This window comes from Flavobacterium cutihirudinis (assembly GCF_003385895.1).
In the GTDB taxonomy this organism is placed as follows: Bacteria; Bacteroidota; Bacteroidia; order Flavobacteriales; family Flavobacteriaceae; genus Flavobacterium; species Flavobacterium cutihirudinis.
In genome coordinates this window covers 40,413-54,173 of sequence record NZ_QRDQ01000010.1, presented here as the reverse complement: position 1 = coordinate 54,173, position 13,761 = coordinate 40,413, and the positions used below count along the sequence as shown (strand labels likewise).

At 34.9% G+C, this 13,761-nt stretch carries 12 protein-coding genes; all 12 read left to right on the top strand.

Annotated features, from left to right (window positions below; genetic code table 11):
- The first annotated feature begins 152 nt into the window (after positions 1 to 152).
- The 12 genes from BD847_RS14960 (at position 153) to BD847_RS14905 (ending at position 13,760) form a co-directional block, all read left to right on the top strand.
- A complete protein-coding gene (locus BD847_RS14960; RefSeq protein ID WP_068842436.1) occupies positions 153 to 746 on the top strand; it encodes a TetR/AcrR family transcriptional regulator in 594 nt (197 codons plus the stop codon).
- A 245-nt stretch (positions 747 to 991) separates the two neighbouring features.
- Positions 992 to 2,209, top strand: a complete 1,218-nt coding sequence (locus BD847_RS14955; RefSeq protein ID WP_115889077.1) for an efflux RND transporter periplasmic adaptor subunit — start codon at positions 992 to 994, stop codon at positions 2,207 to 2,209.
- Between the two features lie 12 nt (positions 2,210 to 2,221).
- Positions 2,222 to 5,386, top strand: a complete 3,165-nt coding sequence (locus BD847_RS14950) for an efflux RND transporter permease subunit (protein WP_115889076.1) — start codon at positions 2,222 to 2,224, stop codon at positions 5,384 to 5,386.
- 322 nt (positions 5,387 to 5,708) lie between these two features.
- A complete protein-coding gene (locus tag BD847_RS14945; RefSeq protein WP_115889075.1) occupies positions 5,709 to 7,127 on the top strand; it encodes a TolC family protein in 1,419 nt (472 codons plus the stop codon).
- Between the two features lie 499 nt (positions 7,128 to 7,626).
- Positions 7,627 to 8,007, top strand: coding sequence for a DoxX family protein (locus BD847_RS14940; RefSeq protein ID WP_115889074.1), 381 nt, complete (start codon positions 7,627 to 7,629; stop codon positions 8,005 to 8,007).
- Between the two features lie 12 nt (positions 8,008 to 8,019).
- Positions 8,020 to 8,229 (top strand): hypothetical protein, encoded by a 210-nt coding sequence (locus BD847_RS14935; RefSeq protein WP_115889073.1) that lies wholly within the window; start codon positions 8,020 to 8,022, stop codon positions 8,227 to 8,229.
- Positions 8,230 to 8,307: 78 nt separating this feature from the next.
- Positions 8,308 to 8,685: a VOC family protein gene (locus tag BD847_RS14930; RefSeq protein WP_115889072.1), complete on the top strand. Its 378-nt coding sequence runs from the start codon at positions 8,308 to 8,310 to the stop codon at positions 8,683 to 8,685.
- A 17-nt stretch (positions 8,686 to 8,702) separates the two neighbouring features.
- A complete protein-coding gene (locus BD847_RS14925) occupies positions 8,703 to 9,212 on the top strand; it encodes a DinB family protein (protein WP_115889071.1) in 510 nt (169 codons plus the stop codon).
- A 41-nt stretch (positions 9,213 to 9,253) separates the two neighbouring features.
- Positions 9,254 to 9,718: a DUF1440 domain-containing protein gene (locus BD847_RS14920; protein WP_115889070.1), complete on the top strand. Its 465-nt coding sequence runs from the start codon at positions 9,254 to 9,256 to the stop codon at positions 9,716 to 9,718.
- Positions 9,719 to 9,886: 168 nt separating this feature from the next.
- Entirely contained in the window at positions 9,887 to 10,459 is a 573-nt protein-coding gene (locus tag BD847_RS14915) for a glycoside hydrolase family 130 protein (RefSeq protein WP_244201613.1), read from the top strand.
- 17 nt (positions 10,460 to 10,476) lie between these two features.
- A complete protein-coding gene (locus BD847_RS14910; protein WP_115889069.1) occupies positions 10,477 to 12,747 on the top strand; it encodes a glycosyltransferase in 2,271 nt (756 codons plus the stop codon).
- A gap of 254 nt (positions 12,748 to 13,001) precedes the next feature.
- On the top strand, positions 13,002 to 13,760 hold the full coding sequence (locus BD847_RS14905; RefSeq protein WP_115889068.1) for an MlaE family ABC transporter permease: 759 nt from the start codon (positions 13,002 to 13,004) through the stop codon (positions 13,758 to 13,760).
- Position 13,761: the final 1 nt, after the last annotated feature.

Genomic DNA, 13,761 nt, shown 5'->3' with positions numbered 1-13,761 from the left:
AAAACAAAAACATCAATAAAATAAAGCCTTAACAGAGATTTCTGCATAAATCTATAATACGATAAGAAAATATTATGATAAAAATATTTCATTATTAGAAAAACCGTCATACATTTGCCTAACAGTGTTAAACGATTTAATACTCGAATATAATGGCTAGCAAAGATCGAATTTTAAGACAAAAAGAAGAGACAAGGAACAACATCCTTGGCGCTGCTTATGATATCGTAAAAGAAGAAGGCTGGAATGGTTTGAGTATGCGTAAAATTGCCGACAGAATTGAATATACTGCTCCTATTATTTATGAATATTTCTCGAATAAGGAAGCCATATTAGAAGAACTGACCGGCAAAGGTTTTATCAAACTGACTAAAGAACTGCAGATTGCAATCGACAAGTTTGAGAAACCCGAAGATCAATTAGAAGCCATGTGGATGACGTATTGGGACTTCGCTTTTACTAATACTGAAATGTATCAGTTAATGTTTGGTGTTCAAATGACCTGCTGCGCACAGCGATGTTCGGCTCAAGAGGGACCTTACAAATTATTCACTCAGGTAATTGCTGAAGTAATGAAAGACAGCAATCCGAGTCAGGATATTATTAAACAAAAGTATTTTACTTTCTTTTCTGTTATTCATGGTTTAATCGCCATCAACATCATTAACAAAAGTGATATTTTAGAAACAATAAATGCCCAAATTTTGAAAGATGCCATTGGTGGTATCATCAAATCTATACAATAAAAAAATTTTCAATTTTACTTAACAGTGTAAAATGATTTAAACAGGATAACATAAAATCCTTTTTTTTATAACTTTCGCTTAACACTGTTAGAAAATTTAATAAAGGTAATAAAAGCTTTTTTTTAGACTTTTACTTAACACTGTTAAATATTTTAATACTGGTTTAAAACAGAATTGAAAAGGCTTACGTATGGAGATTTGCACACTTATACTTAACAACGTTAGATAATTTAATTCAATTAAATATGAATCCCGAGAATGCCAGAATGCCCAAAGAATTAATCCGAGAAAATGTTCAACCAATTAAAACCACAATGACAATGAAAAATGTAATAATAACCAGTTTTATTCTGGCCCTAGTATTAAGCAGCTGTGCGGATAAAAATCAGGCGCCTACTGCTCCACCTCCACCAGTTTTACCAGTTTTGGCTATCACAAGTGCAAATACAACTACTGACGCTGAATATCCTGCCGCTATACAAGGAACTGTTGATGTTGAGATCCGCCCACAAGTTAGCGGAAACCTAGAAAGAGTTTATGTTGACGAAGGTTCGTATGTAAGCAAAGGACAAACTTTATTTAAAATAAACGAACGTCCGTTCCGTGAGCAGTTAAACAATGCTTTAGCAAGTCTTCACGCTGCAGAAGCAGCTTTGATCAACGCAAATTTAGAGGTTGATAAATTGACGCCGCTAGTACAAAACAAAGTAGTTTCTGATTATCAGTTAAAAACAGCTAAAGCTTCTCAAAAAATTGCTGCTGCCAATATCGAACAAGCAAAAGCAATGGTTGGTTCTGCTAAAATTAATTTAGGATATACTAATGTTACGGCTCCAGTTAGCGGATACATTGGAAGACTGCCTAAAAAACAAGGAAGTTTAGTTTCTGCGACAGATGTTGAAGCTCTTACAACTTTATCTGATGTTCACGAAGTATTTGCTTATTTCTCTTTAGGAGAAACGGATTTCATCAACTTTAAAGCACAATATGCTGGAAGTTCTCTAGGAGACAAAATCAAAAAACTACCTCCCGTTACTTTGATCTTAGCTGATAACAATGCTTATCCTCAAACTGGAAAAATCGATATGGTTGACGGTCAGTTTGATAAAACTACCGGAGCCATCACGATTAGAGCAACTTTTCCAAATGCAAACGGAACATTACGTTCTGGAAATACAGGAAGAATCCGTTTAGGATTAAATCACGATGATGCGATTTTAGTTCCACAAGCTGCGACAGTTGAAATGCAAGATAAAGTATTTGTTTTCACTGTAGGTAAAGATAACAAAGTGACTAAAATGCCTATTACAGTTGTAGGTAAAAGCGGTACCAATTATTTAATTAAAGAAGGTGTAAAAACGGGTGACCAAATCGTGTTAAGCGGTATTGACAAACTTCAGGATGGACAAGCGATTCAGCCTGAAAAATCAACTAAAGTTGCCGAAGTAACTAATCAAAAATAATTATAAAAGACAATGTTCAAAATATTTATACAAAGACCTGTACTGGCAACCGTAATTTCCATTTTATTGGTAATTCTGGGGGTATTGGGTTTAACTAAACTGCCTTTACAACAGTTTCCTGATATTGCGCCTCCATCGGTTTTGGTAACGGCGGTATATCCGGGAGCCAACGCAGAAACGGTTTTACGTTCTGTGGCACCTTCTATCGAAGAATCTATAAACGGTGTAGAAAACATGACGTACATGAGTTCTACAGCGAGTAACGACGGTACTTTGGCTATTACAGTTTTCTTTAAACTGGGAACTGATGCCGACCAAGCTGCTGTAAACGTTCAAAACAGAGTTGCTCAAGCGACAAGTCAATTGCCTGCGGAGGTTGTACAGCAAGGTATTGTTACGGCGAAACAACAAAACAGTTTCATCATGGCAATTGGTATGTACACCGATGATGAAGCAAAATACGATCAGACGTTTGTTGCCAACTATGCACAGATTAATATTATTCCGGAACTAAAACGTATTCCGGGTGTAGGTTCTGCCAGTATTTTTGGTGGTGTAAAAGATTACTCTATGCGTGTTTGGTTAAATCCAACACAAATGTCAACTTATAAAGTAACGCCAAGCGAAGTTATGGGTGCGATTCAAGACAAAAGTTTGGAAGCGGCACCAGGGAAATTTGGAGAGCGAAGCAAAGAAGTTTTTGAATACGTTATTAAATACAAAGGGAAATTAACCAAACCTGAAGATTATCAAAATATTGCCATTCGCTCTAATCCTGATGGTTCAGTACTTCGCTTAAAAGATGTAGCGAGAGTTGAACTTGGTGCTTATTCTTATAACAGTTTAACGCGTTTAAATGGTAAAAAAGGAATTGTAATTGGGGTAATTCAGTTGGCTGGATCGAACTCAAATGATATTCAGATTGCCATTAACAAAATGATGGAAAAGGCTTCTAAAGATTTTCCAAAAGGCATAAAACACAATATTTTCTATAGTACAAAAGTATCTCTAGACCAATCTATCGAACAAGTTGAGCATACATTATTAGAAGCTTTTATACTGGTATTTATTGTGGTATTTATCTTCTTGCAAGATTTTAGATCAACATTAATCCCGGCTATTGCTGTACCTGTAGCAATTTTAGGAACGTTCTTCTTCATGCAGTTATTCGGATTTTCGATCAACCTTTTAACGCTTTTCGCATTAATTCTGGCGATTGGTATTGTGGTCGATGATGCCATTGTGGTAGTCGAAGCGGTACATGCGAAAATGGAGCACAAACGTTTGTCTCCAAAAATCGCAACCCATGAAGCAATGCACGAAATAACGGGTGCTATTATCTCGATTACGCTGGTAATGGCTGCTGTATTCCTGCCGGTTGGTTTTATGGAAGGCTCAACAGGAGTTTTCTATCGTCAGTTTGCCTTTACGATGGCGATTGCAATTGTAATTTCGGCAGTAAATGCCTTAACATTGAGTCCGGCGCTTGCAGCATTATTCTTAAAAGATAATCACGGAGCTCATGATCATGATGCACCTTATCAGAAAAAAGGATTTAAAGAGAAATTCTTTACCGCTTTCAACAGCAGTTTTGAATCATTGACAAACCGTTATGTTGGCGGACTTAAATTCTTAATCAGAAGAAAATGGTTGAGTATGGGCGGATTAGCATTAATTGTTGTAGCAACTGTTGTAATGGTTAAAACAACTCCTGCAGGGTTTATTCCAACAGAAGATCAAGGATTTATTGCGATTGCAGTAAATACGCCATCTGGAACATCATTAGACGGAACTCAGAAAGTAATGACGGAAGCTGAAAATACTTTAAGAGGTTTAGATGCTTCAAGATTCGTTACAGCGATTTCAGGTTTCAACTTATTGACAAATTCGACGAGTCCATCATCAGCAGTTGTATTCGTATTGCTTAAACCAAACGAAGAACGTGGTGATGTTAAAAATATTGACGAAATCATGAACCAGGTTCGTGGAAAACTAGGTTCAATTTCTGGCGGAAGTTTCTTCGTGTTCAGTTTCCCAACTGTTCCTGGATTTAGTAACGTTGAGGCTTTAGATTTGGTTCTACAAGATAAAACTGGAGGAAAACTGGATAAATTCAGTGGAATTTCTCAAAACTTTATCGGCGAATTAATGAAACGTCCAGAAATTGCAGTTGCCTTTACCTCTTTCAAAGCTGATTATCCACAATTGCAATTGGAAGTTAATGACGAAAAAGCGAATCAATTGGGCGTTAATGTAAAAGACATTTTACAAACCATGCAGGCTTATTTCGGTAGTGCGCAAGCATCTGATTTCAACAGATTTGGTAAATATTACCGAGTTGTAGTTCAGGCTGATATCGAAGACAGAGCAGATCCAACAGCAATTGATAGAGTTTTTGTAAAAAACAAAACAGGCGAAATGGTGCCAATAAATACTTTAGTAAAACTAACTCGTATTTACGGTTCTGAAACCGCTTCTAGATATAATTTATTTAACTCAATTTCTATTAATGCGATTCCGAAACCAGGATTTAGTTCCGGAGATGCCATTAAAGCAATTGAAGAAGTAGCAGCACAACAATTACCTGCAGGTTACGGGTTTGAATTCTCGGGCCAAACTCGTGAGGAGATTTCTTCCGGAGGGCAATCGGCAACTATATTCTTACTGTGTTTGATATTCGTTTATTTCCTACTTGCTGCACAGTACGAAAGTTACATTTTGCCTTTGGCGGTAATCTTATCAATCCCTGCAGGTATTTTTGGAGTATTTGTGGCAATCGGCTTGACCGGAATTGAAAATAACATTTATGTACAAGTTGCATTGGTAATGTTAATTGGTCTGCTCGCCAAAAATGCCATTCTGATCGTCGAATTTGCCGTCCAGAAACGAAAATCGGGACAAGCGTTAATTCGAGCTTCAATCGATGCTGCCAAATTACGTTTACGACCAATTATCATGACGTCACTAGCCTTTATCGTAGGTTTAATACCAATGATGAGTGCCACAGGACCATCAGCTCAAGGTAACCACTCTATTAGTATTGGTGCCGCCGGAGGTATGATTTCAGGAGTAATTCTAGGTTTGTTCATCATCCCTGTCTTATTCATCATCTTCCAACATTTACAAGAAAAGGTTTCTGGAAAACCAGTTGCCGTAATTCATAACGAAGAAAAATAACAAATGGAAAACTATATCACAACCATTCTTGTTGCCATCATATTTGGCATCGGATATATATCGTACAGAATCTCAAAAGATCTTGAAACTAGAAAAGATACTTGTACAGAAATTTAACCCTTTGGAAAAAAAAATATTTTAACACATAGAGACATACATTTCTTATTTCGAAAAAAGAGAATAAAAGAAACTAGTTTCAACACATACAAAACTATGTGTATCTAAAATAAGTGAAACGCCTTTTTTAAATCCTCAAAAAACTATGTTTCTATGTGTTTAAAAACTATACCCAACGGATAAAGAAAATTAATAAAAAGACTAAATGAAAAATCATATAACCAAAATCGTGACCTTCGCCATTCTGATCACGACTTTAATATCCTGTAAAGTTTCGAAGGATATTGAAACTCCAAAAGATGCACTTCCTGAGAATTTCAGGAATGCATCGGTTTCGAGTGATACTGCAAGCATTGGCGATTTGGAATGGAAAAACTACTATACTGAAAAAGATATAGTAAAACTGATCGACAGCGCTATTGCGAGAAATAACGATTTGCAGATTGCAACAAAAAATATCGAAATCGCTCAATACCGATTTACTCAGTCAAAATGGGGAAATGTACCGCAAGTAAACTTGTTTGTAAATGCAAGTTCAAGCAATCCGTCTGACAATAGTTTTACAGGAATGAATCTGAATCAGGCTTTAGGTCAAAAACATATTGATGATTATTCTGCCGGCGCTACACTTTCTTGGGAAGCTGATATTTGGGGAAAAATCAAAAATCAGAAAAAAGGCGCTTTTGCAGAATATCTTCAGTCGGCTGAAGTAAAAAAAGCTTTGCAGACTAATATTGTAGCCAATGTTTCAAGCGGTTATTATAACCTTTTAATGCTTGATGCTCAATTGGATATTGCCAGACAAAATCTTCGCTTAAATGATAGTACAACCAATATTATCAAATTAAAATATGATGCTGGTCAGGCTACTTCATTGGCGATTCAACAATCTGAGGCACAAAAATTAAACTCAGCGCAACTGATTCCGTTATTAGAACAAAATATTGCGATTCAGGAAAATGCTTTGAGTGTTTTGACAGGTTCTTTTCCGAGTTCGAAAGAAAGAACGACAACATTAAGTGCCATTGAAATTAAAAACAATGCTAGTGTCGGAATTCCGTCTTCATTAGTAAGCAGAAGACCTGATGTTAAAAGCGCCGAATTAGAGTTGAAAATTGCCAATGCCAATGTTGGAATTACAAAAGCAGATTTATATCCTGCGCTTCGAATTACAGCGCAAGGCGGCGTGAATTCTTTTGAAACAAGTTCTTGGTTCAACATTCCAGCTTCATTGTTTGGAACGGTTGCTGGCGGTTTAACACAGCCTTTATTGAACAATAAAAAACTGAAAACACAATACAATATTGCTGTTGCTGAAAGAGAAAAAGCAGTTTTAAATTTTAGACAATCGGTTTTGATTGCAGTTAGCGAAGTTGCAAATGCTTTAGTGGTTACTGAGAAATTACAACAACAGGAAACTTTTCTTCAGGAAAAAGTAAAAACATTACAGCAGGCAATCAAAAATGCCAACTTGTTATTCAAAAACGGTATGGCAGAATATCTTGAAGTTTTAACAGCGCAAGCGAATTTATTACAAAGCGAACTTGAACTGGCAGACATTAAAAGACAACAACTTACAGCTAACACTGAATTGTACCGCGCTCTAGGCGGAGGCTGGAAATAATACCCAATACCCGTTAATTATTTATTTTTTGAGATGAAAACGCTGTGCGACCTTTGGGTTTCATGGCGTTTTTTAGTTTTTTGCCACGAAGGCGCTAGGACCCGAAGTTTTTTTAAGTCTCTCGCAGATTTTGCAGATTGAACAGATTTTTTATGCCACTGATTACACAGATTCAGAGGATTTTTTTATCTGTGTAATCTGCGAGAGCTTTTTTATTCTCACTTTGTGTCAGGCTGAGCGTCCCGAGGCTTCGGGAGAAGCCCACGCAATTAAAATCGACAATCTTTGCGGAACTTCTATGCGGTCCTTCTCCCGAAGCCTCGGGACGCTCAGGATGACAAACCGTTTAATAGGCACCAAAATTCACAATTCACAATTCACAATTAAAATAAATCTTGTCTCAAATGCCCCTAAAATAGTCGTAAATACGTATTTCTTACAAAAACTAGAATTGTACATTTGTAATACATTAACTAATAACTATTTAAAATTAAACCACATGAAAAAAGCAAAAATTATTTTTTGGACGACCACAATTATTATTTTCTTATTTGAAGGCGTTATGCCGGCTTTGACTTCGCAGACAGAATTAGCCAAAGAAGGAATTAGGCATTTGGGTTATCCGGAGTATTTCGGAAATGCACTTGTTGTTTTCAAAATTCTTGGAGTTTTGATTTTGGTTATTCCACAAATTCCTAAAAATGTAAAAGAATGGGCTTACGCCGGATTTGGATTCGATTTTATATTTGCCTCAATTAGTCATTTTGTTGTTGATGGCGTTGGTTTTCAGAGCTTTTTTCCACTAATCATTTTCTTGATTTTGGCAATTTCTTATATCTACTATCATAAAATTGAGCGTTACAAAAACATCGCGCTCTAAACAAACAAAAAAATGATAGAAGTTTTCAAAACAAATGTTCAGGAAGTCGGTCAATCAGTAATGATTGTAGAAAAACTTCTTGAACATTTTCCTAACAGTTCCATAAACTTCGATCTTGAAGATTGCGACAAGATTCTTCGTATTCATTCTTCTCACATCTGCAATAACAGTATAATTGAACTCGTAAACTCGTATGGCTTTCATTGTGAAGTGTTACCCTAAAAAGTCATTCAACTGATTAACAGAATATTAAAAATTAAAATTGTAATTTTAGAATACTAAATATTAAAATCTTACAAAATGAATATTCCTGCAGAACACCAAACAATAATGCCTTATTTAATTTTAAAGGGCGCATCAAAATTTATAGATTTTACAAAAAATGTTTTTGGAGCTTCAGAAACCAATACGAAATCTATTCGCGATGACGGAAGCATTATGCATGCCGAAATTACTTTGAACGGCAGCACAATAATGATTACGGATGAAATAACCGATTGGGGAAAACAAACCGCAAATTTATTTGTATATGTACCCAATGCCGATGAAACCTATAAAAAAGCCATCGAACACGGAGCCAGTTCTTTAATGGGTTTAAGCGATCAGGATTATGGAAGAACCTGTGGTGTAACAGATCCCTTTGGAAATGTCTGGTGGATTACTTCGGTGCAAGAATAAACTTTTAAATACACACTATGAAAGCTGAAACTCGAAAAAATATTGTTGACACTTTCGAAGAATTATATAAAATAATTTCTTCTTTTTCTGATGCTGAATTAAATACGATTCCTTTTCAGGGAAGCTGGACTGGCGGACAAACTGCACAACATATCATAATGGCTTGTTCCGGTTATCCTAAACTTTTTTCAGGCAATACTGAAGAAACAAAACGAAAACCAGATGAAAAAGTTAAGGAAATTGATGATCTCTTTTTGAACTTCAATATTAAAATGAATGCTCCCGAATTTTTGTTGCCTGACAATAAAGAGTACAATAAAAACAATCAGATTTCAAAATTACTTCAGGTCGAAAATGAATTACTGGAATCGGCAGAAAAATACGATTTAACACGAACTTGTTTGGACTTTCAGGTTCCCGGTTTTGATAAATTTACAATTTACGAATGGATCAATTTTGCTCTTGTTCATACGCAAAGACATACAAATCAACTAAATAACATTCATAAATACTTAAATAAATCGTAAATTTATATTTTTAAAATTGCCCTTAAACAAAAAAGTAGCGTATGAAATCAAAAGGCGGTGCAGTATTTTTATCAGGATTAGTAGCGGGAACGATGGATATTGTTGCTGCATTTACTGTTTATGCTTTTATTCTTCATAAAACAACGCCCACTAAAATTTTACGCTCTATTGCAAGCGCTATTTTTAAAAAAGATGCTTATACGGGAAATTTTTCAATGGTATTCTTCGGATTAGGTATGCATTATTTCATCGCCTTTAGCTTTGCGTGGTTTTATTTTGTCATCTATCCCTATTTTCCTTTTCTTAAAAAAAATGCTGCCCTTTCAGGTCTTTTTTATGGGATTTTTGTTTGGTTGATAATGAATTTAATAATCTTACCTATTTTCTTTCCTGGAATTCCAGAAAATCATTTGGATTTTCCTTTCCTTATTTCCATCGTCATTTTAATTCTTTGTGTTGGTTTTCCAATTTCTTTTATAACCAAAAAATATTATTCCTTCCGATAAAGTAATTTTCAAAATCTATTGAAAATTAAAGCTTTGTGCTGGTTTTTATTATTCCGTTTTTAAGCTTACAGAATTCCCACTTAAAAGTTTTTGAGTTAATTTTTTGATTGATTGGAGCAATTATCGCTTGATTATCAAACTAATTTTAACCTAAATATGATTAGTGATATGGAAGCAGCTATAAAACATGCCGTAATTTTAGAGAAAACTGGAAGAAATTTCGAAGAATTATTCGTTGCAAATCCTGCTATTTATCAAGATGGAAATAATATTCGAATGTACTATCGTGCTGCCAAAAAAAGAAATTATACGCTGACAGCAACAATTAAGAAAAATTTATATGTTTGGAATAAAAATGTAGTTTTTTTTCCGAAAAAAATTAACGGAAAATTTATAGCTTTACATAGATTATTTTCCTCAATTCAGATAGTCTCTTTCGAAAAAAAAGCCGAACTTACAAAGGCTTTTTGGAAAGCGCATTTAAAGAACCTACCCGATCATATTATCATTAAACCAAAATATGATCACAAAACGGATATTAATTATCCTGTAAAAGCAATTACAAGACTACCAAAACCACTAATTGCGCCAGCTGAATATTACGAACGACCCGGTTACGTAAATTATGTTGTTTCCTCAACAGGAACAGCTATTTTCGATGACCTTCTCTATATATATTATGGTACCGCCGATAATAAAATTTGCGGCTGCCCCGGTAAACTTAAACGACTTATTAACTGAACTTAAACAGAATCCCAATGAAGACGATATCAAATAAATCAAAAATAGTTTTTCTTTCTACTTTCCCGCCAACACAATGCGGAATAGCAACTTATACTCAGGACACAATTAAAGGGATTACTGATGTTTTTGGCAAATCTATTAGCTGCGAAATTTGTGATTTGGTCGATAAACCAAAAACAAATTCGGAACAAGCCTATGTTTTGAACACAAAAAACCGCGAAGAATATGCTAAAGTTGCGCATCAAATCAATAAAGATGAAAATGTAAAACTAGTTCATATTCAACATGAATTTGGATTGTTTGGTGGTCCTTACGGAAACTATTTACTTAACTTTTTAAATGAGATCAAAAAGCCGGTAACTTTTACTTTTCATAGCGTTATTCCAAATCCTAACGAAGAACTAAAATCATTCGTGCAACTTCTAATGAGTTATAGCAATTCTGCTTTTGTAATGACAAATCAGTCAAAAGAAATTCTAATTAACGATTATAATATTCCGGCTGAAGCTATTACAATGGTATCTCACGGAACGCATATTGTTATCTATGAAACTCCAGAGCAGGCTAAAGCAAGATTTGGTATCAAGAACAAAATTGTACTTTCTACATTTGGTCTTTTAGGTGAAGGAAAAAATATCGAAACAGGTCTACAAGCATTAGCAGAAATTATCAAAACAGAACCGGATGTTTTGTATCAGATTATAGGCAGAACACATCCAAACCTGATTATTGATGGTGTCGATGCATACCGAAACAAACTTGAAGCGCTTGTAGAAGAATTAAATTTACACAATAATGTTCGTTTTATAAATGAATACCTCAATACAGATGAGCTTTTAAACTATCTGAAAGCCACAGATATTTATCTGTTTACATCCAAGGATCCAAATCAGGCCGTAAGCGGCACTTTTGCTTATGCCATGAGTTGTGCCTGTCCAATGGTAGCTTCTAAAATTCCGCATACAAGAGAAGTTTTAACTGAGGATTGCGGAATACTTGCTGATATTGGTAATGTGGATCAGTTTGCAAAATCGACCTTAAAATTAATTTCCGATGAAAATTTAAGAAATGAAATGGGAATAAATGCTTTCACAAAAATGAGAGCTTCCTCTTGGGAAAATGCTGCTATAACACACATGAATACTTATAAAAAAATAATTGAATCCTCTTCTGAGATTAAATATAGCTATCCGGAGATCCAATTGCTGCATATCAAAAAATTAACTACCGAACTCGGAATTATCCAGTTTAGCAAAATTTCTGTTCCGGATCTTGAATCGGGATATACTTTAGATGATAATGCACGTGCGTTGATTGCATTTTGTATGCATTACAAATTAACACGCGACAGAGATGATCTTCCGTACATTTTGATCTATCTCGATTTTATCGAAAGATGTCAAAAACCAAAAGGCAATTTTATCAATTATGTTGATCAGGAAAATCGTGAACACATCGAACAAAATGCCGAAGTAAATCTTGAAGATTCAAATGCAAGAGCCATTTGGGCATTAGGTACCGTAATTTCTAATATGGATATACTTCCTGAAAACATTTCTAAAAAGGCAGAAAAATGTTTGCTTAGCGCCTTGAAATGGGCAGAAAATATTCAATCTCCTCGTTCTATTGGTTTTGCTACAAAAGGTTTATATTTATATCATAGCGCGATTCCGAATTTATATGTTGCGGCGATTATCAATAAACTGAATAGTAAATTGTTGGGCAATTACGAAGATCATGCTTCAGAAAACTGGAAATGGTTTGAAAATTACCTGACATATGCGAATGGTATTTTACCAGAATCGATGCTTTATGCTTATTTAGTTACCAATAAACCAGTTTATAAAAAAGTGGCCATGGATTCACTTGAGTTTTTAATGTCAAAAATGTTTACAAACAAAGAATTCAAAGTGATTTCAAATCAAGGCTGGCATCATCGAGATTCAGAACCAGAACAATACGGAGAACAACCAATTGATGTATCGTACACCATTCAGACTTTAAATGCTTTTTACACGGCATTTGATATTCCGGAATACAAAAATAAAATGAAAGCCGCTTTTAACTGGTTTTTAGGTAAAAACCATCTGAACCAAATCATGTATAATCCTGTAAGTGGTGGTGGTTATGACGGACTTGAAAAAGAAAATGTCAATTTAAATCAGGGTGCAGAATCGACTATATGTTATTTAACTGCACGATTGATAATGGAGAATTTCAAATTAGGTCAATGCAAAGTCATTCCGCTAATAAAAACCCGAACAGGCGTAGCTATAAATTCTTAAAAGCAAAAGCTGACCAAAATCCTTTTAAACCCTTAAAATCCCTTTCTCAATGAAAGGGATTTTTTGTTTTGGCAAACCGCTAACGTATGTTTTAATCTTTTATTGTTTTTGAATGTAAATTATATAATCATGCAAAAAAGTTGTGTAAAAGATTTTAACAAGTATTAGGGTAACTTTCACTTATAATTCAAAAAGCAATTCAAACTGTTAAAAAATTGATTTTGAGTATTTAATAACTCCAAAAATAAGAAATTTTGATTCTCAGCTTAAAAAATACATTCGCAGAAATTGGAGATGCAACCTTGTTTGCAAAGCGGTTTTTTAAGGAGGTTTTTATCCCTCCTTATGAGACAAAAGAGTTTTTGAAACAATGTTATTACATCGGATACAAATCTTTTCCATTGGTAGCTATCACCGGTTTTATAATGGGACTGGTTCTTACTTTGCAATCAAGACCAACGTTAGTTGAATTTGGAGCAGAAAGCTGGCTTCCGGGAATGGTAGCGCTTTCGCTGATTAGGGAAATTGCGCCGGTAATTACAGCGTTGATCTGTGCCGGAAAAATTTCTTCAGGAATTGGCGCCGAACTCGGTTCCATGAAAGTGACTGAACAAATTGACGCTATGGAAGTTTCGGCCATTAATCCTTATAATTATTTGGTTGTTACACGAATTTTAGCCTGCACATTGATGGTGCCTATTTTGGTCTTTTTTGCGGATGCAATTGGTATTATTGGAGGTTATGTCGGAATCAATATTCATGGTGATGTCAATTTTTATCGCTATTTGTCACAGATTATTCAGTCACTTGAATTTTTGGACGTAATTCCGGCAACAATCAAAACTTTCTTTTTTGGATTTTTTATAGGAATGATAGGCTGTTATAAAGGATTTACCGCAGCCAATGGAACAGAAAGTGTAGGCCGCGCAGCAAATTCAGCTGTTGTAACTGCTTCCTTAACCATATTCATTATTGACATGGTTGCCGTTCAAATAACCGATTTATTTTTTTAAG

Excerpts from the sequence above, each read along its gene's own strand:
- BD847_RS14940 (WP_115889074.1), top strand. The coding sequence starts at position 7,627 with ATGAAAAAAGCAAAAATTATTTTTTGGACGACCACAATTATTATTTTC.
- BD847_RS14945 (WP_115889075.1), top strand. The coding sequence starts at position 5,709 with ATGAAAAATCATATAACCAAAATCGTGACCTTCGCCATTCTGATCACG.
- BD847_RS14950 (WP_115889076.1), top strand. The coding sequence starts at position 2,222 with ATGTTCAAAATATTTATACAAAGACCTGTACTGGCAACCGTAATTTCC.
- BD847_RS14925 (WP_115889071.1), top strand. The coding sequence starts at position 8,703 with ATGAAAGCTGAAACTCGAAAAAATATTGTTGACACTTTCGAAGAATTA.
- BD847_RS14955 (WP_115889077.1), top strand. The coding sequence starts at position 992 with ATGAATCCCGAGAATGCCAGAATGCCCAAAGAATTAATCCGAGAAAAT.
- BD847_RS14960 (WP_068842436.1), top strand. The coding sequence starts at position 153 with ATGGCTAGCAAAGATCGAATTTTAAGACAAAAAGAAGAGACAAGGAAC.
- BD847_RS14930 (WP_115889072.1), top strand. The coding sequence starts at position 8,308 with ATGAATATTCCTGCAGAACACCAAACAATAATGCCTTATTTAATTTTA.
- BD847_RS14910 (WP_115889069.1), top strand. The coding sequence starts at position 10,477 with ATGAAGACGATATCAAATAAATCAAAAATAGTTTTTCTTTCTACTTTC.
- BD847_RS14915 (WP_244201613.1), top strand. The coding sequence starts at position 9,887 with ATGGAAGCAGCTATAAAACATGCCGTAATTTTAGAGAAAACTGGAAGA.
- BD847_RS14935 (WP_115889073.1), top strand. The coding sequence starts at position 8,020 with ATGATAGAAGTTTTCAAAACAAATGTTCAGGAAGTCGGTCAATCAGTA.
- BD847_RS14920 (WP_115889070.1), top strand. The coding sequence starts at position 9,254 with ATGAAATCAAAAGGCGGTGCAGTATTTTTATCAGGATTAGTAGCGGGA.